The sequence below is a fragment of the Pseudomonas sp. PDM26 genome (genome assembly GCF_019219185.1).
Taxonomy (GTDB): domain Bacteria; phylum Pseudomonadota; class Gammaproteobacteria; order Pseudomonadales; family Pseudomonadaceae; genus Aquipseudomonas.
In genome coordinates, this window is sequence record NZ_JAHUWC010000001.1 from 244,211 (window position 1) to 264,222 (window position 20,012).

Genomic DNA, 20,012 nt, shown 5'->3' on the forward strand with positions numbered 1-20,012 from the left:
TAGGAGCGAGCCTGCTCGCGATGGTCGTTAACGATGACGCTGGGAGCCTGACACCCCGCAGTGTTCTCTAGTCCATCGCGAGCAGGCTCGCTCCCACAAAGAGCCAACAGCATCAATCGTCAAAATCTTCCCAGCCACCCATCTGTTTCCAGCGATTGACGATGCCGCAGAACAGCTCAGCGGTCTTCTCGGTGTCGTAACGGGCCGAGTGAGCCTCGCGGCCATCGAAATCGATGTCCGCTGCCTGACAAGCCTTGGCCAGCACGGTTTGACCGTAGGCCAGGCCAGCGAGCGTCGCGGTATCGAAACTGGAGAACGGGTGGAACGGATTGCGCTTCATGTCCAGGCGCGCAACTGCGGCGTTCAGGAAGCCCAGGTCGAAGCTGCTGTTGTGCCCAACCAAAATCGCCCGTTTGCAGCCGTTGGCCTTCAGCGCCTTGCGCACACCACGGAAAATATCGTTCAGGGCCGACTCTTCACTCACCGCCATGCGCAGCGGGTGATCGAGCTTGATCCCGGTGAACTCCAGGGCCGCCGCTTCGATGTTCGCGCCTTCGAACGGCTCGACGCGGAAGAAGTAGGTGTGATCCGGGTAAACAAAACCCTTTTCATCCATGGCGATGGTGGTCGCGGCGATCTCCAGAAGGGCATCGGTGGCCGAATTGAAGCCACCGGTTTCTACGTCGACGACAACCGGCAGGTAACCACGGAACCTGGCCGCCATTGGATGACGAGGGCCACCTCCGCCGCCGTTGCCTTCCAGTTCGTCGTCGAAATGGACTTCACTCACGCGTGTTCCTCCAGCAGGCGCCAGCGCAGTTTTTCACCGGCGCGCAGCGGGATAACGGTCAGCTCGCCAAATGGCAGGCTGGTCGGGGCGGTCCATTCTTCGCGGACCAGGGTGATGTGATCGGTGTTGGCCGGCAGACCATAGAACCGAGGGCCGTAGAGGCTGGCGAAGGCCTCGAGCTTGTCCAGCGCATTGCGCTGTTCGAAGGCTTCGGCATACATCTCGATGGCCGCATAGGCGGTGTAGCAACCGGCGCAGCCGCAGGCCGCTTCCTTGGCGTGCTGGGCGTGGGGGGCCGAGTCGGTGCCGAGGAAGAATTTCTCACTGCCGCTGGTGGCGGCGTCGAGCAGGGCTTCCTGGTGGGTATTGCGCTTGAGGATCGGCAGGCAATAGAAGTGCGGCCGAATCCCGCCCACCAGCATGTGATTGCGGTTGTACAGCAGGTGATGCGCGGTGATGGTTGCGCCAACGTTGGCCGAAGCCGAGTTGACGAACTGCACGGCGTCGGCGGTGGTGATGTGTTCGAAGACCACTTTGAGGGTCGGGAAACGCTCGACCACACGACGCATGTGCTCATCGATGAAGATTTTTTCGCGATCGAAAACGTCGACATCGCCACGGGTGACTTCGCCATGAACTAACAAGGGCATCCCGACTTCGGCCATGGCCTCGAGTGCAGGGAAGATCTTGTCGATGCTGGTGACGCCAGAGTCCGAGTTGGTGGTCGCGCCAGCCGGATACAGCTTGGCGGCGTGCACGAATCCACTGGCCTTGGCCTCGCGAATTTCTTCAGGCTGGGTGCGGTCGGTCAGGTACAGGACCATCAGTGGCTCGAACAGGCTGCCGGCCGGGCGGGCAGCGAGAATCCGCTGGCGATAGCCGTCGGCTTCGGCCGCGTTGCGCACCGGTGGAACCAGGTTGGGCATGATGATGGCGCGGCCAAAGGTGCGCGCGACATCCGCGACGGTATTGGTCAACACGGCACCATCGCGAAGATGAATGTGCCAGTCGTCGGGACGCAGCAGGGTCAGGCGGTCGGACATGAGGGGATTCCAGGCGGGTCAAACTGAAGGGAATGCTACCGGAAAAGACTCTTGCAGGCACTCGCTATCAAGTTTTGCAGGAAGCTTCCGATATCCAACAGGTATGCCGTAAACATGTGTGTGTCGGTCTTTTTGTTGTAGAAGCCAGTGGAGCCTCCCGTGCGCCAGCGTTATTTAGCCTTGCTCAGTGTGTTTGCCAGCCTTCCCGCGATGGCGCTCACTTTCCAGACCCGTCTGGAGAGCATTGAGTGGACGGTCGAAGGCGACAAGTTCGAATGTCGCCTGGCTCAGCCGATTACCGACTTCGGTTCGGGCGAGTTCGTGCGTCGTGCCGGCGAGCAGGCGACGTTTCGTCTGAAAGCCTACAACCCGATGATTGGCGGTGGCTCGGCGACGCTGCTGGCCGCTGCCGCACCGTGGCAACCGGGGCGTGACGACATCAACCTGGGCACGGTGAGGATCGGCAGTGGCAACGTATTGTTCAACAGCTCAAAGGTTCAGGCCGGGCGTCTGATCAGTGGCCTGATGGACGGTCGAAGCCCGGTGGTTCGCCATTCCGGGGGGGATGGCCGGGTGTCGGAAGTGCGCTTGCTGCCGGTCAGGTTCACCAAGGCGTTTGCCGATTACCAAAGCTGCGTGGCCAAACTGTTGCCGCAGAACTTCGAGCAGGTGAAGCAATCCGAAATCGGTTTCCCTGGCGGCGGAATCGAACTCGACAGCGCCGCGAAGGCCAGGCTGCAGGTGATGCTGGAGTACATGAAGGCCGATCCGACGGTCAATCACATCGAGCTCGACGGTCACTCCGACAACAGCGGCAACCGCCTGACCAACCGCGACCTGTCGCGGCGCCGGGCCCTGGCAGTGATGGAGTTCTTCAAGACCAACGGCATCCAGGAGTCGCAAATCACCGTGCGTTTCCATGGCGAGCGTTATCCGCTGGCGCCTAATACCAACAATGCCAACCGCGCGAAGAACCGTCGGGTAGCGGTACGCCTGGAGCGCGGAGCACCAGTGGAACAAGTCGCCCCACAGGCGACGAAAGCGGCCACTTCGGCAACCTCCTGACTTTTCGGTCATCGTCGCCCTCTCGACATAATCTGTCGCTTCGTCGTCATAAGCTGTCGCGCCACTGTAAATTATTCTGTATGAGCGGTAGACTTCCCGGCTTTCCGTAGAACCCCGTGGAGTGATGGCATGGCGGACGTAAACAAGGTCGTTCTGGCGTATTCCGGCGGCCTGGACACTTCGGTGATCCTCAAGTGGCTGCAGGATACTTATAACTGTGAAGTGGTGACCTTCACCGCTGACCTGGGTCAGGGCGAAGAGGTCGAACCTGCACGCGCCAAGGCTCAGGCCATGGGCGTCAAAGAGATCTACATCGACGACTTGCGCGAAGAGTTCGTGCGCGATTTCGTTTTCCCGATGTTCCGCGCCAACACCGTTTACGAAGGCGAGTACCTGCTGGGTACTTCCATCGCTCGTCCGCTGATCGCCAAGCGCCTGATCGAAATCGCCAACGAAACCGGCGCTGACGCCATTTCCCATGGCGCCACCGGCAAGGGCAACGACCAGGTTCGTTTCGAATTGGGCGCGTACGCCTTGAAGCCTGGCGTGAAAGTGATCGCTCCGTGGCGCGAATGGGACCTGCTGTCCCGTGAAAAGCTGATGGATTACGCCGCGAAGCACGCGATTCCGATCGAGCGTCACGGCAAGAAGAAATCCCCGTACTCGATGGATGCCAATCTGCTGCACATCTCCTATGAAGGCGGCGTGCTGGAAGACACCTGGACCGAGCACGAAGAAGACATGTGGAAATGGACCGTCTCCCCGGAGAACGCTCCAGACAAGCCGCAGTACCTGGAACTGACCTACCGCAACGGCGACATCGTCGCGCTGGACAGCGTCGAAATGACACCGGCCACCGTGCTGGCGACCCTGAACCGTATCGGTGGTGAACACGGTATCGGTCGTCTCGACATCGTCGAGAACCGTTATGTGGGCATGAAGTCCCGTGGCTGCTACGAAACCCCTGGCGGCACCATCATGCTGCGCGCTCACCGTGCGATCGAATCGATCACCCTGGACCGCGAAGTGGCTCACCTCAAGGACGAGCTGATGCCGAAATATGCCAGCCTGATCTACACCGGTTACTGGTGGAGCCCTGAGCGTCTGATGCTGCAACAAATGATCGATGCGTCCCAGGCCCACGTGAACGGTGTTGTTCGCCTGAAGCTGTACAAGGGCAATGTGATCGTTACGGGTCGCAAGTCTGACGAATCGTTGTTCGATGCCAACATCGCGACCTTCGAAGAAGATGGCGGCGCGTACAACCAGGCGGATGCAGCGGGCTTCATCAAGCTCAACGCCCTGCGCATGCGCATTGCAGCGAACAAAGGCCGGAAGCTGTTCTGAGACCTTTGAGATCGTGATGGATGCCTGATCTCGTCCAGGACGAGGTCAGGCACCTGAAAATGGTCTGTCCTGTTCTACGTGTTGTTGTCTGCTGGTTGTCCGGCTTGATCAATGACCGACAACCTGTGCGAATCCAGATTGTAGGCAACGTAAAAGGCGACACAGCGCTTGCTGGTCTGCTTTGAATATTTAAGCGCGCTGGCTTTCAGTAAAGCCTCCGAAACGGCACACGTGACAAACAGAATCACGTACGCCGTCTTTTCCCGTGGCCTCTGGATTTTTTCCAGCAGCGCTCCAAACTCGACCTCCTTGCTCATCCAGCGCGCATCCACGATGTACAGGTCTTTTATAAACTCCGGTAACTGAAGCTGATGCTGAACAAATACGGTAGATTGCAGGCCAATCTCCGTTGGCGGGTCCTGTGCGCCGCAGGGCGTCCGGGCTGACTGCCGGTCATTCATTGACGTTTCCAGAGCGGAACTCCCAGAGGACTTCCCGGCCGCCTTTTTTTCCGGCCGCCCGGCATCATCCATGACTTTCATGAAGTGTTTGCCCTTTTCAAAGTCGGAAGGCGCATACAGTGATCTGTAGTTGAAATTGAGTGTCGCGAAAAAAAGCAAAAGTAAATAAAACGGAAAGCTGATCAGAAACCAGACATAGAGTTCTCTTTCCTCTTGGTCAAGGAAGGGTAGAGAAACGGCTGCCGAAGTTTCAGAGAGTGCTGCGAATATCGCGATAATTGTCATCGGATTGTTAATTCGTTTTTTATCATGTTCTGTATTCATGCTCTGTTGTCTTTTCTCGAATGGTTTATGAAAGTGGCTTGATGTAGTGGTTGTTGTGTGTTTTTCGGTTTCTAAGTGTTGGTGGTGTTTTAATGATTGCTCAAAAAATATTATTTGCTGTAAGAGTAATTGGATGGCTGGTGTGTGATATTTCTGGTGTGAATGTTGAGTGCGAAAACATCAGTTACGTTTTAACGAAGGAGTAGAGGCTTATGTTTGTCAGGGCGTGACTGTTCAGGCCGGCTCTCGGAAAATTTTGGTCGTAAATCGATAGAGGCAGCTGCTGGAAAGTGCGACAGACTGACGCTGACACAGTTTTCAACTCATTCCGTTCGAGGGATTTTTGTAGGAGAAATCCGTGTTGTTTGTAGGGGATGTCTCTTGGTGTGGGTGTCCGGAAGGGGCGACATGCCATGGGTGAAACGACTAGGCTATTGTGCGGGCTCTAAAAATTCGAACAGCGAAAATTGGACTTGCCCATGAATAAAGTGCTGATCGTGGATGATCACCCCGTCATTCGTCTTGCGGTACGTATGCTAATGGAACGTCATGGCTACGAAGTTATTGCAGAAACCGATAATGGTGTGGATGCACTGCAACTGGCCCGCGAACTTATGCCGGATATTGTCATTCTGGATATCGGGATTCCGAAGCTGGACGGATTGGAAGTCATCGCACGTTTGTCTTCGACCTCAATGCCGATGAAAGTTCTGATTCTGACTTCCCAGGCGCCGGGGCATTTTTCGATGCGTTGCATGCAGTCCGGGGCGGCGGGTTATGTCTGCAAACAACAAGACCTGACGGAGTTGCTCAGTGCGATAAAGGCCGTGTTGTCAGGCTACAGTTACTTTCCTAATCAAGCCTTGCATACCGTGCGTTGCAGTTTGGGGAACGCCAGTGAGGCCGATATGGTTGATCGATTGTCGGGGCGGGAAATGATGGTCCTGCAACAGTTGGCCCGAGGAAAGACCAATAAAGAGATTGCCGATGGAATGTTTCTCAGCAACAAAACAGTCAGTACTTACAAGACCCGTCTGTTGCTCAAACTGAATGCGAGGTCTCTGGTCGATTTGATCGAGTTGGCACAACGCAATGGTCTGGTGTGATGACGTAACTGTGCGACAAGGGGCGTCTGCCAGAGTATGGCACTTAAAAAAAAGCCTCCGTTTCGGGAGGCTTTCAGGTGTCATAAGTCAAAATCGTAATCGGCCAATTGCTTTTGCAGTCGGCGCTCCTCCAGCAGGTTGTCGATGGTGCGGCGTTTGCTCAGATTAGTTTTCGCTACTTCAACCACCGGCTCAGCGTCATCGGTTTCGGCGGTGGTGAAATCGTCTTCTACGTCCAATTGCTCTTTGCCAGTACTCATTTAGTTGCTCCAGGCTAAGAAGGCCTTTGGCGCTCCTTATAGCGACAATCTCCCGGCGGGTAAAAAAGATTTTTTCAATCGACAAATCAAAAAACCTAATAGCGCCTCAATCGTCGGAGGTTTTATGCTTGTATTCGCACAAGTCCTCGATCCGGCAGCTCCCGCATCGGGGCTTGCGGGCCAGGCAAACATAGCGGCCGTGAAGGATCAGCCAGTGATGGGAGTCGAGCAGGTACTCCCGGGGCACGAATTTCATCAGTTTTTTCTCGACTTCAATCACATTCTTGCCGGGAGCAATGCCCGTCCGGTTGCTGACCCTGAAAATGTGCGTGTCGACGGCCATGGTCAGCTGACGGAATGCCGTATTGAGTACCACATTGGCGGTCTTGCGGCCGACGCCGGGCAGTGCTTCCAGCTCTTCACGGGTTTGCGGCACTTCACCGGCGTGGCGCTCGATCAGCAGACGGCAGGTTTCGATCACGTTTTTTGCCTTGCTGTTGTACAGACCGATGGTCTTGATGTACTCCGACAGTCCTTCGACACCCAGGGCATGGATCGCTGCCGGGGTATTGGCGACCGGGAACAGCTTGGCTGTGGCCTTGTTGACGCCGACATCGGTCGACTGCGCCGAGAGAATCACGGCAATCAGCAATTCGAACGGTGAGGAATAGGCCAGTTCGGTTTTTGGTTCCGGGTTGTCCTCGTGCAGCCTGCGGAAAATTTCCAGACGTTTTGCGGCATTCATGGGCAGTGCGCTTCCTCGAAGACGATCAATGTGTGGGCCTGGGTCGCCAGGCCTGCCAGGCGGCGATCAGCAGTCCGAGCAGAATGAACCCGCCAGGGACCAATGTGGCCAGGCGCAGACCGCCATCGGCCATCAGTAGCCAACCTTGCCAGTCAGCTTGTGTTGCGCCGATCAGCCACGATAGATGGTTTCCCACGGTTGCGTCGCCAATGAGTTCACGCAGCAGGCCCAGTGCGATCATCAGCACGACAAACTGTCCATTGAGTCGCAGGCGTGTGTGCCAGCTGTTTTGAAAGAATCCCGTGTGTTCCAGTACGACGCATTGCAAGGCGATCAAAGCGCCATAAAACCCCAAATGCTGCTGCCATTGCAGCGACCAGGCCTGTGCCATGAGTTCCGCACAACTGGTGAGCGTGGCCGCCAACAGGATGCTGGCCAGCAAGCGGGTCGCGGGGACCAGTCGGGATCGCAGGGCGCCCATGGCCAGGCTGAACAACTGGGTCACCACCATGAACATCAGGCACAGGCCAAGTGCGGCCATCAGCGACTCGGTAGCGCCGATCAGCGGCGTCAGCATCAAGGCGTTGCGCAGGGTTGATGAGTTATCCATGGGCAGGGTTTCCGAGCAGTTGTTGCCGGTGTTCATCGAAGTAGCGCAACGCATCGTGGACGGCATTGATCACCGCCCTTGAGGTGATAGTCGCGCCTGCGATCTGATCGAACTGTCCCTGATCCTTTTTCAACGCCCAGCCACTGTCGCCCGGTTCTGTTCGAGACTTGCCGGAAAAAACCTGAAGCCAGGCATTGGGCCAGTCGGCGATCCGCGCACCCAGGCCTGGGGTTTCCGACTGTTTGAGGGTTTTGACGCCCAGCAACCTGCCATTGGCATTGACAGCAATCATCAGGTCGATGGCACCGGCGTAGCCAAGGGTTTGACTGCGCAGCAGCACCGCGACGGGTTGATCGGCCCGGGTCGCCAGATAACCGCCCAGCAAGGTGCTGTTGGCCAGGGCGGTTGATTCGACCCTGATGGGGTGTTCGAGTGGTTGATTGTCGTAGCTGCCTGACGCGATCAGGTCCAGCAGGTTTCGGCTGTCGATCGTTCGCTGTTCGGCAGCAATTCGCGGCGCACTGCTGAGCTGCAGGAAGTACGTCACGCCAAGGCCCGTCGCGGCCAGAAGCACTAGAAGCGTGATGCTTGATGACCGGCTCATGGCGCCTCCGGCAGTTGCCTGGCCACTACCAACCGCTCCAGCGCTGGCACGCACAGGTTCATCAACAACACGGCAAAGGCGATGCCGTCCGGATAGCCACCCCAGGTACGAATCAGATAAGTCAGCAGTCCGACGCCAGCGCCGAACAGCAGTCGCGCGCCAGGGCTTCTGGCGCCGGATACCGGTTCGGTGATGATGAAGAACGCCCCCAGCATGGTCGCGCCGCTAAGCAGATGAAACAGCGGTGAACCATGGGAGTCGGAGCCCGACCCGTTCCAGCACAGCAGGCTGATGATGAACAGGCTGGCCAGCATGCCGACCGGGGCGTGCCAACTGATCACCCGCCGTTGCAGGAGAAACAATCCACCTGCCAGAAACGCCAGGCTCATCCATTCCACTCCCCGGCCGCCGAAGTGGCCGAATGCCGGGTTGCCGGCAAACAGTTCATCCATGGTCAGGCTTTTGTTGATCCGCAGACTGTCCAGTGCCGTGGCCTGCACCCATGCATCCGGCGCCTGGCCGACACCGAACACTTGCTGCAAGCCACTCAGCAGACCCATGCCATGGGGCGAGGGCCAATGGGTCATTGGTTGGGGGAAGGTCACCAGCACCAGAGCAAAACCGAGCATCGCCGGGTTGAAGGGATTCGAGCCGACGCCGCCATACAAGTGCTTGCCAAACACCATGGCAAAAGCGGCAGCACTGAGGGTCAGCCACCATGGGCAGTAAGGCGGCAGCGCCAGAGCCAGCAAGGTGGCACTGACCAACGCACTGCCGTCACTCAGGGTTGGTCGCAGCGGCCGCTTGCGCCATTGCACGACGGTGGCCTCAGCGACCAGTGCAGCAGCGGCTGCCAGAACCAGATTGATCAACACGCCCCAGCCGTAAAGCCAGAACGCCGCCAGCATTCCCGGCAGCGTGGCCAGAAGCACCAGTTTCATCGCCTGTTGCAGGCGATCATCAACTGCTTCAAGGGCTGGCATGGGCGTCCACCAGGCGTTCGGCTTCGCCGAGTGCGCGTTCCAGGGCTTCGATTTGTTCTGCCGGTGCTTCACTGGCCTGAGCCTTCTTCAGTTCGGCACGGCGCATGGCCAACTGGATCTTGGCCCGTTTCAGATCGGCATCATTTGACGACACAGCGGTGATCGTCGGCGCGGGGGCAGGTGGTGCGACGCTTTCCAGTTGCACCAGGTTTTGCTCGGCGGCTTCGAACTGTTGTTGCAGGACGATCAACTGCGATTGCTGTTCGAAGGTCGGCGGATGTCCGAAGGCCTTCAGCGATTTGTGCAGTTGCGCCCGACTCATCGCCACATCGATCTTGGCCTTTTTCAGCGCGGCATCGGCATTGGCGGCTTTCTGTGCGCGCACACGCTCGAGAGCGGCCTGCACCGGGTCGACTGCCGCTTCGGCAGGTTGTGCGGCTCGCTGCCTTGCCTGGCGCTCGGCAATTTTCTGTTGCTCCTCACGCTGCAAGCGCGCGTTGCGTTGTTCGAAGCGGCGCCGTGCGTGATCGCGCTTGAGGGTGCGGGCCTGCCGCGCTTGCGGTGTGAGGGCCAGGCCCCCGACAACTGGCAATACAGTGTCCAGTGGTAGCGGGCGCATTTCGATGCAGTCCACCGGGCACGGTGCCACGCAAAGATCGCAACCGGTGCACTCATCGATGATCACCGTGTGCATCAGTTTGGCCGCACCGACAATGGCATCGACCGGACAGGCCTGAATGCACTTGGTGCAACCAATGCACTCGGCCTCGCGGATATAGGCGATCTGCGCAGGTGCCGAGCCGCGAGTGGTGTCCAGTTCCAGCACCGGCACCTTCAGCAACTCGGCCAGGGCCGCGATGGTTTCCTTGCCACCGGGCGGGCACTTGTTGATCGGCTCACCGCTGGCGATGCCTTCGGCGTACGGCTTGCATCCGGGGTGGCCGCATTTGCCGCATTGGGTTTGCGGCAAGAGTGCGTCGATGCGTTGAATCAGACTCATGTTTTGATCAGCCCGCTGAATCCGAGAAAAGCCACAGCGATCAGGCCGGCACCAATCAGGTCGATCGGCAGGCCGCGAAAGGGCAGGGGAACATCGTTGTCGGCCGTATGTTCACGCAAATCAGTGAACAGGCTCAACACCAGCCAGAAGCCCAGCCCTGCACCCAGGCTCAAGGCTGTGGCATGAAAGAAGCCCTTGTCTTGCTGAGCGTTGAGCAAGGCCACGCCGAGCACGCCAGCATTGCCCAGCAGCAACGGCCAGAGGTCCTCGAACGGCAATGTCGAAAACACCCGGGCCAGCAACTTCAGCAACGGGCTGATCAGCAGCACGCTCAATGGCAGAAACACAAACAGGCGCAACGGCGTCAATTGCAGCGGCACCAGCAGCCAGTGATAGAGCGCGTAGCCGAGCATGCCCACGACCAGCATCAGGCACGTCGTCGCAATGCCCAAGGCATGGACCTGCCGGCGCTGGCTGCCCAGCAGCGGATCGACGCCCAGCGGCCAGTGCAACACGAGGTTGTTGATCAGGGCGGCGCTGATAAGCGTAAGCAGGATCTCGGTCATTGTTGGTGCCGGCAGGAACGGTAGTTTTTGTAGGAGCGAGCTTGCTCGCGATGGACTCAAGAGCGCCACGTTCAACCTGTGGGCACGCCTTATCGTTAACGACCATCGCGAGCTCGCTCCTACAAGAGATGGTCTGAAAAGCTTAGGCATTATCCGGCAAGGCGGCAGGGTGGGCCAGACATGAAAATCCCACAGTCGCGCCAGGCACGACTGTGGGATCGGTTCAGCGCAGAAATTTACTTGATGCGCTGACCTGGCTTGGCGCCGCTGTCAGGGCTGAGCAGGTAGATTTCTTCACCGCCAGGACCCGCCGCCATCACCATGCCTTCGGAAATGCCGAACTTCATTTTCCGTGGCTTGAGGTTGGCGATCATCATGGTCAGGCGACCATTGAGCTTGGACGGGTCCGGGTAGGCGCTCTTGATCCCGGAGAACACGTTGCGTTGCTCGTCACCGATGTCCAGGGTCAGGCGCAACAGCTTGTCGGCGCCTTCCACGTGTTCTGCCTTGACGATCAGGGCGACTCGCAGGTCGACGGCGGCAAAGGTGTCGAACTCGATTTCCGGCGACAGCGGATCCTTGGCCAGTTCGCCATTACCGGCAGGTGCGGCGTCGCCGGTGTCGGTCTGGCTGGCGGTCAGGTCTTCTTTCGAGGCGTCGGTCATGGCTTGTACCTTGACCGGGTCGATTCGGGTCATCAGCGGCTTGAACTCGTTCAACTGATGGTTGCTGAGCAAGGTCGCGTGGTCGTTCCAGGTCAGCGGCGCGACGTTCAGGAACGCCTCGGCGTCGGCGGCCAGCAGCGGCAGCACAGGCTTGAGGAAAATCACCAGTTGGCGGAACAGGTTGACGCCGGTGGCGCAGATGGCCTGGACTTCATCCTGCTTGCCTTCCTGTTTGTTCAGCGACCACGGTGCCTTGTCGGCGATCCAGGCGTTGGCGCGGTCGGCCAGGCCCATGATCTCGCGCATGGCGCGGGCGAAGTCGCGGGCTTCATAGGCGTCGGCAATGCCTGGCGCGGCGGCCAGGAAGGCTTCGGTCAGTTCAGGCGCGGCGTTGGTGTCGACCATCACGCCGGCATTGCCCTTGTTGATGAAGCCGGCGCAACGGCTGGCGATGTTGACGACCTTGCCCACCAGGTCGGAGTTGACCTTCTGCACGAAGTCTTCGAGGTTCAGGTCGAGGTCGTCGACGCCACGGCCCAGCTTGGCCGCGTAGTAATAGCGCAGGTATTCCGGCGACAGGTGGTCCAGGTAAGTGCGGGCCTTGATGAAGGTGCCACGGGACTTGGACATTTTCTGGCCGTTGACGGTCAGGTAGCCGTGCACGTTGATCCCGGTCGGCTTGCGGTAGCCTGCGCCTTCGAGCATGGCTGGCCAGAACAGGGCGTGGAAGTTGACGATGTCCTTGCCGATGAAGTGGTACAGCTCGGCGGTGGAGTCCTTGCCCCAGAACGCGTCGAAGTCCAGCTCCGGCGTGCGGTTGCACAGGTTCTTGAAGCTGGCCATGTAGCCGATCGGTGCATCCAGCCACACGTAGAAGTACTTGCCCGGCTCGTCGGGGATTTCAAAGCCGAAATACGGTGCATCGCGGGAGATGTCCCACTGTTGCAGGCCGGCGTCCAGCCATTCGGCGATTTTGTTGGCCACGGCGTCCTGCAGGGTGCCGCTGCGGGTCCAGGTTTGCAGCATTTGCTGGAAGTCTGGCAGCTTGAAGAAGAAGTGCTGGGAATCCTTGAGCACCGGGGTGGCGCCGGAGATCGCCGACTTCGGATCCTTCAGGTCGGTCGGTGCGTAGGTCGCGCCGCATTTTTCGCAGTTGTCGCCGTACTGGTCTTCGGTGCCGCATTTCGGGCAGGTGCCCTTGATGAAGCGGTCGGCCAGGAACATTTTCTTTTCCGGGTCGAAATACTGGGTGATCGAACGCGTGGCGATATGCCCGGCGTCACGCAGCTTCAGGTAGATCTGGCTCGACAGCTCACGGTTTTCTTCGGCGTGAGTGGAGTGGAAGTTATCGAAATCCACCAGGAAGTCGGCAAAGTCGGCGCTGTGTTCAGCCTGGACGTTGGCGATCAGTTGTTCCGGGGTGATGCCTTCCTTTTCCGCGCGCAGCATGATCGCCGAACCGTGGGCGTCGTCGGCGCAGACATAGATGCATTGATTGCCGCGGTGCTTCTGGAAGCGCACCCACATATCGGTCTGGATGTATTCCAGCATATGGCCGAGGTGAATCGAACCATTGGCATAGGGCAGGGCGCTGGTGACGAGGATCTTGCGTGGCTCGGACATGGGGCTCGGCTACTTGATGAAACGGAGGTCGGCCACTATAAAGCGCCGGCGCATATTTTTCACCTTGTGAGCCTGTTTCATTGGATGTGCGGACAGAAAAGATCGCAGCCTGCGGCAGCTCCTACAGGGAATCGGCGTACATCTGTAGGAGCTGCCGAAGGCTGCGATCTTTTGAGCATCCCGCCAAACGATCAGAACAGGTACGATACCGTTATCTTTTTCCAGTCCTGTTTTCGGAGTTGCCCATGAGCGCCGTCAATCGCGCAGCGGTGGAAGCCGTCCTTCGCCAATACACCGACCCATACCTGAACCAGGACCCGGTCAGCGCCGGGTGCGTGCGCAACATCGACATCCAGGGCGATCGCGTCAGCGTTCAGCTCGAATTGGGATACGCCGCCGGCCTGTTCAAGAGTGGCTGGGCACAAATGCTGGAAATGGCTATTCAGGGGCTGGATGGCGTAGCCAGTGCCAAGGTCGACATCACCAGCGTGATTGCCGCACACAAGGCCCAGGCACAGATTCCGGGCCTGGCGAACGTTAAAAACGTGGTGGCTGTCGCGTCCGGCAAGGGCGGCGTGGGTAAATCCACCACCGCGGCCAACCTTGCGTTGGCACTGGCCCGCGAAGGCGCCAAGGTCGGGATTCTCGATGCGGACATCTACGGTCCGAGCCAAGGCATCATGTTCGGCATCCCTGAGCGCACCCGTCCAGAGGTCAAGGACCAGAAGTGGTTCGTGCCGCTCAAGTCCCATGGTGTCGAGGTCATGTCCATGGCCTTCCTCACCGATGACAACACACCGATGGTCTGGCGTGGTCCGATGGTCTCCGGCGCCTTGCTGCAATTGGTGACCCAGACTGCGTGGGGCGACCTGGACTACCTGGTCATCGACATGCCGCCAGGCACCGGTGACATCCAGCTGACCCTGGCGCAGAAAGTGCCTGTGGCCGGTGCGGTCATCGTTACCACCCCGCAGGACCTGGCATTGCTGGACGCGCGCAAGGGTGTGGAAATGTTCCGCAAGGTCAACATTCCGGTGCTGGGCGTGGTGGAAAACATGGCCGTGCACATCTGCTCCAATTGCGGACATGCCGAGCATCTGTTCGGTGAGGGCGGAGGCGTGAAACTGGCCAACCAGTATGGCGTCGAACTGCTGGCCTCGTTGCCGCTGTCGATGGTCATCCGCGAGCAGGCCGATGGCGGCAAGCCAACGGTGATCGCCGAGCCAGACAGCCAGATCGCCATGGTCTACCAGGAACTGGCGCGCCATGTCGGTGCGCGGATCGTATTGCAGGAAGCATTGACGCCGGCGATGCCGAACATCAGCGTCAGCGACGATTGATCCCGGTCGCCTGTTAAAAGATCGCAGCCTGCGGCAGCTCCTACAGGGTGAACATCAATCCCATGTAGGAGCTGCCGCAGGTTGCGATCTTTTGATCTTGCTTTAGATCCGCAGCCCGCCATCCATCTCCAGAATCCGACCGGTGTAATAGTCGTTCTCGAAGATGTATGCCGCCGAATGGGCGATTTCCTCAGGCTTGCCCATACGCTTGAGCGGGATCCCGGCGGTCATTTTTTCCAGCGCATCAGGCTTCATGCCCAGAGTCATTTCGGTTTCGATGAAGCCCGGTGCAATGCCGGCGACGCGAATGCCGTAGCGCGCCAGTTCCTTGGCCCAGGTCACAGTCGCCGCAGCGACACCGGCCTTGGCCGCCGAGTAGTTGGTCTGACCGACGTTGCCGGCGCGGGAAATCGACGAGATATTGATGATCGCGCCGCTGTTGTTCAGCTCGACCATTTTCGCCGCGACTTCACGGGTGCACAGGAACACGCCGGTCAGGTTGACGTCGATGACCGCCTGCCACTGGGCCAGGCTCATTTTGGTCATTTCGCCATCCTTGACCTTGAGCAACAGGCCGTCGCGCAGGATCCCGGCGTTGTTGATCAAACCATGGATCGCGCCGAAGTCTTCAGCGACCTGGGCAACCATATGGGTCACTTGCTCTTCGTTGGCCACGTTGCACAGGTAGGCGCGGGCCTCGACACCTTGCGCCTTGCAGGCCGCGACGGCATCGTCGAGTTTTTCCTGATTGAGGTCGACCAGCGCGAGTTTCGCGCCAAGGCCTGCGAAATACTCGGCCATGGAACGGCCCAAACCCTGGCAACCGCCCGTGATAATGATTACTTTGTCAGTGAGTTGCATTCGCATGCCCCCGGTAGCAGATCTGAGTGGTTTCCTTGTAGAGAGCCTCTCGATCTGCGCCTGACGTGGCCCGGCTGCACATGAGAACTGCCCCGATGGCGTGCTGGGACTTTCACCAGCAGCTCGTCCGTTTTTATGACGGATTCTATTTAAGGAGTCATAAATTGAGCGTTGAAGCGGCTAAGCATGCACGAGAATTGCTCCTCAAGGAATACCGTGGGGTGCTCTCGACGCACTCCAAATCGATGCCCGGTTTTCCATTCGGCTCCGTGGTCCCGTACTGCCTGGACGAACTGGGCCGGCCGCTGATCCTGATCAGCCGCATCGCCCAGCACACTCACAATTTGCAGAAAGACCCGAAATGCTCGCTGTTCGTGGGCGAGCGTGGGGCTGAAGATGTCCAGGCCGTTGGTCGGCTGACTTACCTGGCTGAGGCACAGCAGCTCGAAGACGAAGCCGCCATCGAAGCCGCCTCCGAGCGTTACTACCGCTACTTCCCCGAGTCGCAGGGCTATCACAAGGCCCACGATTTCGACTTCTGGGTGCTCAAGCCGGTGCGCCACCGTTACATCGGCGGTTTTGGCGCGATTCATTGGGTCAACGACCTGACCCTGGCCAACCCGTTCGCCGGCAAGGCCGAAGTGAGCATGGTCGAGCACATGAACGCCGATCACGCCAAGGCCATCGCCCATTACGTCGAGCTGGCCGGACTGCCGAAAAACGTACCGGCGCAAATGGCCGGTATCGATAGCGAAGGCATGCACCTGCGTATCGGTCAAAGCCTGTACTGGTTGCCGTTTCAAGCGCCTTGTAATACGCCGACACAAGTTCGCGAGGCCTTGGTTTCTCTGGCCCACGCCGAGCATTGGCCGAAAAATGAAGTGGCCGATGCTTGAATTCACGAAACGGCGACGTCATCTAAGGTGAACTGGCAAGGCATTCTTGCGTTGAGGAACCATTTGATGCGCCCTTTTTTGTTGCTCTTTCTGCTGTTCCCGGTGTTGGAGCTGTTCGTATTCGTCAAGGTGGCAGGGTCGATCGGGTTTTTCCCGGCCCTGCTGCTGATCATTCTCGGCTCGATGTTCGGTGTGTTCGTGCTGCGCGTCGCCGGCCTGGCCACGGCCCTGCGTGCCCGTGAAAGCCTGAACCGCGGCGAGCTGCCGGCCCAGACCATGCTCGAAGGCCTGATGCTGGCATTGGCCGGTGGCCTGCTGATTCTTCCCGGTTTCATCAGCGATGTGATCGGCCTGTTCATGCTGCTGCCGTTCAGTCGTCGTCTGCTGGCCAATAAAATGCGCCAGCGCGCCGAAGAGCAGGCGATGCGTCAGCGAGCGTTCGCCGACGACCTCCAGGCCCGTGGCGGCCCGGCGCCTCGCGAGCCGCTGGGCCGTGAGCCCAACGTGATCGAAGGCGAGTTCGAACACCGCGATACCAAGTAATACGCACATCGACACGGCACCTTCGGGTGCCGTGTTCGTATGCGGGGGCAGCGAACTGAAATTTTTTCGATCCCCACCCTTGTAATAAGCTTATGCGCCCTTATGTAACGGTCACCGCAAGGTTTCTGGCGAACACGCCAGACAGACTTCCGCGGTTCGTTGACGAACCGCAACCGGCACTGCCGGCCTTTGTTAAACCCGCCGGGACTACACCGGCCGATGAAAACCACAATTAGGAGAGATCGACAATGAAGCTTCGTCCTCTGCATGACCGCGTCGTCATCCGTCGCAGCGAAGAAGAAAAGAAAACCGCTGGCGGTATCGTCCTGCCAGGTTCGGCTGCTGAAAAAGCCAACAGCGGCGAAATCCTCGCTGTCGGCACCGGCCGCGTACTGGAAAACGGTGAAGTGCGTGCACTGTCCGTGAAAGTGGGCGACAAGGTTGTGTTCGGTCCTTACTCCGGCAGCAACACTGTGAAAGTCGACGGCGAAGACCTGCTGGTAATGAGCGAGAACGAAATCCTCGCTGTTATCGAAGGCTGATACCCCCGTTCATTTTCCGCTACTACAAAGTATTTAAGGAATATCGATCATGGCTGCTAAAGAAGTTCTGTTTGGCGATTCCGCCCGCAAGAAAATGCTCAAAGGCGTCAACGTCCTGGCTGACGCGGTAAAAGCGACCCTGGGCCCGAAAGGCCGTAACGTGATCATCGAGAAGAGCTTCGGCGCTCCGACCATCACCAAGGACGGCGTTTCGGTCGCCAAAGAAATCGAACTGGATGACCGTTTCGAAAACATGGGTGCGCAGCTGGTCAAAGACGTTGCCTCCCGTGCCAACGATGACGCTGGTGACGGTACTACCACCGCTACCGTTCTGGCTCAGTCGATCGTCAACGAAGGCCTGAAAGCCGTCGCTGCCGGCATGAACCCGATGGATCTGAAGCGCGGCATCGACAAGGCGACCATCGCCATCGTCAAAGAGCTGAAAAACCTGTCCAAGCCATGCGCTGACACCAAGGCCATCGCTCAGGTTGGTACCATCTCGGCCAACTCCGACAACTCCATCGGCGACATCATTGCCGAAGCCATGGAAAAAGTCGGTAAAGAAGGCGTGATCACCGTTGAAGAAGGCACTGGCCTGGAAAACGAACTGTCGGTTGTTGAAGGCATGCAGTTCGACCGTGGCTACCTGTCCCCGTACTTCGTCAACAAGCCGGAAACCATGGTTGCCGAGCTGGACAACCCGCTGGTTCTGCTGGTCGACAAAAAGATCTCGAACATCCGCGAAATGCTGCCAGTGCTGGAAGCTGTTGCCAAAGCCGGCCGTCCACTGCTGATCGTTTCCGAAGACGTTGAAGGCGAAGCCCTGGCGACTCTGGTCGTGAACAACATGCGTGGCATCGTTAAAGTCGCAGCCGTCAAGGCTCCAGGCTTCGGCGACCGTCGCAAGGCCATGCTGCAGGACATCGCCGTTCTGACCGGCGGTACCGTTATCTCCGAAGAGATCGGCCTGAGCCTGGAAGCAGCCACCCTGGAAAACCTGGGCAGCGCCAAGCGCGTGACCATCTCCAAGGAAAACACCATCATCGTTGACGGTGCTGGCGTAGCAGGCGACATCGAGTCCCGCATTGCTCAGATCCGTGCTCAGGTTGCCGAAACTTCCTCGGACTACGACCGTGAAAAACTGCAAGAGCGTCTGGCGAAGCTGTCCGGCGGCGTTGCAGTGATCAAGGTTGGCGCTGGTTCGGAAGTAGAAATGAAAGAGAAAAAAGCCCGCGTTGAAGACGCCCTGCACGCAACCCGTGCAGCCGTTGAAGAAGGCGTGGTACCTGGCGGTGGCGTTGCGCTGATCCGCGCTCTGGAAGCAATCCTCGACCTGAAAGGCGACAACGCCGACCAGGACGTGGGTATCGCTGTTCTGCGTCGTGCCATCGAAGCACCGCTGCGTCAGATCGCTGCCAACAGCGGTGACGAGCCAAGCGTTGTGGTCAACGAAGTCAAGAACGGCAAAGGTAACTTCGGTTACAACGCTGCGACTGGCGAATACGGCGACATGATCGAAATGGGTATCCTGGATCCGACCAAGGTCACCCGTTCCGCGCTGCAAGCTGCATCGTCGATCGGCGGTCTGATCCTGACCACCGAAGCCGCTGTTGCTGATGCGCCGAAGAAAGACGGCGGTGCTGGCGGCGGTATGCCAGACATGGGCGGTATGGGCGGCATGGGCGGCATGATGTAAGCCAGCCTTACCCCTGTACGAAAAAACCCCGCCTGCGAAAGCAGGCGGGGTTTTTTATGGCCCGGATTCCGATGGTCACATCGATCTATTGTGGGAGCGAGCCTGCTCGCGAAAGCAATGTATCAGTCAACATCATCGTTGAATGTTGAGCTGCTTCGCGAGCAGGCTCGCTCCCACATTATTTGATTTGTGCTTCAGACGGCTACAGGTTCTGCAGTGGTCCCGCGTTCAGTCCTCAAAGCCGGTCGATACAGAACGTAGTAATACGACCCCAGACAAATCAGCCAACAGAACACCGCCGTCCACACGTTGTGCGAGAAGAAGTGCGCACCCTGCATCATTCGTCCGATGGAGAACACCGAGCCGAGGGCGAAGGCGAAGACAAACGCTGCGCGAGCCATGCGCGGGCGACGGTCACGCAATACGAAAAACAGGGCAAACAGGGTGAAACCGGTGGCCGCATGGCCGCCGGGCCAGCAACGTCCCGGTTTTTCGGTGTGCGGGCGATGGCTCAACAGTTCGCTGTACGTCTCGTGACCGCCGAATTGCTCAAGGCTCCAGGGGCATTGCACCGCGGTCACCGCTTTCATGGGGGTGACAAAGGAAGTCGCCAGGCCCAGGGACAGCACCAGACAACCCAGTTCGCGCTTGTACGGCTTGAGTTTTGCCATGAAAAACGAAGCGATGTAGCCGAGGACGGCGAACACCGAAAATGCAATGACGACCTGCTTGGCGCGGGTATGCAGGATGTTTTCCAGGAAGTAACTGTGCCGTCCGATGAAGTCCCCCGCGACCGGGTCGTAGAACAGCTTGGCAAGGACCATGTCCAGTGAGGTCAGTTCGAGCAACACAAGAACGATCGCCGCAACGGCGGGAACCCCCAGGCACACCCGGAAGTTGAGCGGGCGAGGGACAGGGCGGACAGCGGTTGATGACATGGTG

General features: G+C 58.7%; 21 protein-coding genes. 8 read left to right on the forward strand and 13 right to left on the reverse strand.

Features of this window, described 5'->3' with window-relative positions; genetic code table 11:
- Positions 1-112 precede the first annotated feature (112 nt).
- Positions 113-790, reverse strand: coding sequence for a ribonuclease T (gene rnt, locus KW849_RS01145; protein WP_218426912.1), 678 nt, complete (start codon positions 788-790; stop codon positions 113-115).
- Entirely contained in the window at positions 787-1,833 is a 1,047-nt protein-coding gene (pyrC, locus tag KW849_RS01150) for a dihydroorotase (protein WP_218426914.1), read from the reverse strand. Before pyrC ends, rnt begins: the two co-directional genes overlap by 4 nt.
- A gap of 159 nt (positions 1,834-1,992) precedes the next feature.
- On the opposite strand from pyrC, the gene KW849_RS01155 reads away from it, so the two are divergent.
- Positions 1,993-2,898 (forward strand): OmpA family protein, encoded by a 906-nt coding sequence (locus tag KW849_RS01155; protein WP_218426916.1) that lies wholly within the window; start codon positions 1,993-1,995, stop codon positions 2,896-2,898.
- 129 nt (positions 2,899-3,027) lie between these two features.
- On the forward strand, positions 3,028-4,245 hold the full coding sequence (locus KW849_RS01160) for an argininosuccinate synthase (RefSeq protein ID WP_218426918.1): 1,218 nt from the start codon (positions 3,028-3,030) through the stop codon (positions 4,243-4,245).
- Positions 4,246-4,319: 74 nt separating this feature from the next.
- Here the strand turns inward: KW849_RS01160 and KW849_RS01165 are convergent, their stop codons facing one another.
- Positions 4,320-5,030, reverse strand: coding sequence for a hypothetical protein (locus tag KW849_RS01165; protein WP_218426920.1), 711 nt, complete (start codon positions 5,028-5,030; stop codon positions 4,320-4,322).
- 479 nt (positions 5,031-5,509) lie between these two features.
- On the opposite strand from KW849_RS01165, the gene KW849_RS01170 reads away from it, so the two are divergent.
- Entirely contained in the window at positions 5,510-6,136 is a 627-nt protein-coding gene (locus KW849_RS01170; RefSeq protein WP_008053528.1) for a response regulator transcription factor, read from the forward strand.
- Between the two features lie 80 nt (positions 6,137-6,216).
- Here the strand turns inward: KW849_RS01170 and KW849_RS01175 are convergent, their stop codons facing one another.
- From KW849_RS01175 to metG, 8 genes are all read right to left on the reverse strand, one after another.
- On the reverse strand, positions 6,217-6,396 hold the full coding sequence (locus KW849_RS01175; RefSeq protein WP_007972325.1) for a PA3496 family putative envelope integrity protein: 180 nt from the start codon (positions 6,394-6,396) through the stop codon (positions 6,217-6,219).
- 106 nt (positions 6,397-6,502) lie between these two features.
- Positions 6,503-7,141 (reverse strand): endonuclease III, encoded by a 639-nt coding sequence (gene nth, locus KW849_RS01180; protein ID WP_108215006.1) that lies wholly within the window; start codon positions 7,139-7,141, stop codon positions 6,503-6,505.
- 25 nt (positions 7,142-7,166) lie between these two features.
- Complete coding sequence (locus KW849_RS01185; RefSeq protein WP_218426922.1) at positions 7,167-7,751, reverse strand: Rnf-Nqr domain containing protein; 585 nt, start codon at positions 7,749-7,751, stop codon at positions 7,167-7,169.
- Positions 7,744-8,355, reverse strand: coding sequence for an RnfABCDGE type electron transport complex subunit G (locus KW849_RS01190; protein WP_218426924.1), 612 nt, complete (start codon positions 8,353-8,355; stop codon positions 7,744-7,746). Before KW849_RS01190 ends, KW849_RS01185 begins: the two co-directional genes overlap by 8 nt.
- Complete coding sequence (locus KW849_RS01195; RefSeq protein ID WP_218426926.1) at positions 8,352-9,338, reverse strand: RnfABCDGE type electron transport complex subunit D; 987 nt, start codon at positions 9,336-9,338, stop codon at positions 8,352-8,354. Before KW849_RS01195 ends, KW849_RS01190 begins: the two co-directional genes overlap by 4 nt.
- Complete coding sequence (rsxB, locus tag KW849_RS01200; RefSeq protein ID WP_218426928.1) at positions 9,325-10,338, reverse strand: electron transport complex subunit RsxB; 1,014 nt, start codon at positions 10,336-10,338, stop codon at positions 9,325-9,327. Before rsxB ends, KW849_RS01195 begins: the two co-directional genes overlap by 14 nt.
- The gene (locus KW849_RS01205; protein WP_218426931.1) at positions 10,335-10,904 is read right to left on the reverse strand and encodes an electron transport complex protein RnfA; all 570 of its coding nucleotides are present in this window, start codon (positions 10,902-10,904) and stop codon (positions 10,335-10,337) included. The genes rsxB and KW849_RS01205 overlap by 4 nt, the downstream gene beginning before the upstream one ends.
- Before the next feature lie 236 nt (positions 10,905-11,140).
- Entirely contained in the window at positions 11,141-13,192 is a 2,052-nt protein-coding gene (gene metG / locus KW849_RS01210; RefSeq protein ID WP_218426933.1) for a methionine--tRNA ligase, read from the reverse strand.
- Positions 13,193-13,437: 245 nt separating this feature from the next.
- Between metG and apbC the strand changes: the two genes are divergently transcribed.
- The gene (gene apbC, locus KW849_RS01215; RefSeq protein ID WP_218426935.1) at positions 13,438-14,532 is read left to right on the forward strand and encodes an iron-sulfur cluster carrier protein ApbC; all 1,095 of its coding nucleotides are present in this window, start codon (positions 13,438-13,440) and stop codon (positions 14,530-14,532) included.
- Between the two features lie 102 nt (positions 14,533-14,634).
- Here the strand turns inward: apbC and KW849_RS01220 are convergent, their stop codons facing one another.
- Complete coding sequence (locus tag KW849_RS01220) at positions 14,635-15,393, reverse strand: SDR family oxidoreductase (RefSeq protein WP_218426937.1); 759 nt, start codon at positions 15,391-15,393, stop codon at positions 14,635-14,637.
- A 164-nt stretch (positions 15,394-15,557) separates the two neighbouring features.
- Here KW849_RS01220 and KW849_RS01225 point away from each other — a divergent pair, with 164 nt between their 5' ends.
- From KW849_RS01225 to groL, 4 genes are all read left to right on the forward strand, one after another.
- A complete protein-coding gene (locus tag KW849_RS01225; RefSeq protein ID WP_218426939.1) occupies positions 15,558-16,289 on the forward strand; it encodes a HugZ family protein in 732 nt (243 codons plus the stop codon).
- Positions 16,290-16,355: 66 nt separating this feature from the next.
- Positions 16,356-16,832, forward strand: coding sequence for an FxsA family protein (locus KW849_RS01230; protein WP_218426941.1), 477 nt, complete (start codon positions 16,356-16,358; stop codon positions 16,830-16,832).
- A 248-nt stretch (positions 16,833-17,080) separates the two neighbouring features.
- Entirely contained in the window at positions 17,081-17,374 is a 294-nt protein-coding gene (locus KW849_RS01235) for a co-chaperone GroES (RefSeq protein ID WP_007985847.1), read from the forward strand.
- 49 nt (positions 17,375-17,423) lie between these two features.
- Entirely contained in the window at positions 17,424-19,070 is a 1,647-nt protein-coding gene (groL, locus tag KW849_RS01240) for a chaperonin GroEL (RefSeq protein WP_218426943.1), read from the forward strand.
- A 194-nt stretch (positions 19,071-19,264) separates the two neighbouring features.
- On the opposite strand, the gene KW849_RS01245 is transcribed toward groL, so the two are convergent.
- A complete protein-coding gene (locus tag KW849_RS01245) occupies positions 19,265-20,008 on the reverse strand; it encodes a phosphatase PAP2 family protein (protein ID WP_218426945.1) in 744 nt (247 codons plus the stop codon).
- Between the last annotated feature and the right edge of the window lie 4 nt (positions 20,009-20,012).

Bases quoted from the DNA above. Each gene is read 5' to 3' on its own strand.
- pyrC (WP_218426914.1), bottom strand. From the start codon at position 1,833: ATGTCCGACCGCCTGACCCTGCTGCGTCCCGACGACTGGCACATTCAT.
- KW849_RS01160 (WP_218426918.1), top strand. From the start codon at position 3,028: ATGGCGGACGTAAACAAGGTCGTTCTGGCGTATTCCGGCGGCCTGGAC.
- KW849_RS01165 (WP_218426920.1), bottom strand. From the start codon at position 5,030: ATGAATACAGAACATGATAAAAAACGAATTAACAATCCGATGACAATT.
- KW849_RS01170 (WP_008053528.1), top strand. From the start codon at position 5,510: ATGAATAAAGTGCTGATCGTGGATGATCACCCCGTCATTCGTCTTGCG.
- KW849_RS01175 (WP_007972325.1), bottom strand. From the start codon at position 6,396: ATGAGTACTGGCAAAGAGCAATTGGACGTAGAAGACGATTTCACCACC.
- nth (WP_108215006.1), bottom strand. From the start codon at position 7,141: ATGAATGCCGCAAAACGTCTGGAAATTTTCCGCAGGCTGCACGAGGAC.
- KW849_RS01185 (WP_218426922.1), bottom strand. From the start codon at position 7,751: ATGGATAACTCATCAACCCTGCGCAACGCCTTGATGCTGACGCCGCTG.
- KW849_RS01190 (WP_218426924.1), bottom strand. From the start codon at position 8,355: ATGAGCCGGTCATCAAGCATCACGCTTCTAGTGCTTCTGGCCGCGACG.
- KW849_RS01195 (WP_218426926.1), bottom strand. From the start codon at position 9,338: ATGCCAGCCCTTGAAGCAGTTGATGATCGCCTGCAACAGGCGATGAAA.
- rsxB (WP_218426928.1), bottom strand. From the start codon at position 10,338: ATGAGTCTGATTCAACGCATCGACGCACTCTTGCCGCAAACCCAATGC.
- KW849_RS01205 (WP_218426931.1), bottom strand. From the start codon at position 10,904: ATGACCGAGATCCTGCTTACGCTTATCAGCGCCGCCCTGATCAACAAC.
- metG (WP_218426933.1), bottom strand. From the start codon at position 13,192: ATGTCCGAGCCACGCAAGATCCTCGTCACCAGCGCCCTGCCCTATGCC.
- apbC (WP_218426935.1), top strand. From the start codon at position 13,438: ATGAGCGCCGTCAATCGCGCAGCGGTGGAAGCCGTCCTTCGCCAATAC.
- KW849_RS01220 (WP_218426937.1), bottom strand. From the start codon at position 15,393: ATGCAACTCACTGACAAAGTAATCATTATCACGGGCGGTTGCCAGGGT.
- KW849_RS01230 (WP_218426941.1), top strand. From the start codon at position 16,356: ATGCGCCCTTTTTTGTTGCTCTTTCTGCTGTTCCCGGTGTTGGAGCTG.
- KW849_RS01235 (WP_007985847.1), top strand. From the start codon at position 17,081: ATGAAGCTTCGTCCTCTGCATGACCGCGTCGTCATCCGTCGCAGCGAA.
- groL (WP_218426943.1), top strand. From the start codon at position 17,424: ATGGCTGCTAAAGAAGTTCTGTTTGGCGATTCCGCCCGCAAGAAAATG.
- KW849_RS01245 (WP_218426945.1), bottom strand. From the start codon at position 20,008: ATGTCATCAACCGCTGTCCGCCCTGTCCCTCGCCCGCTCAACTTCCGG.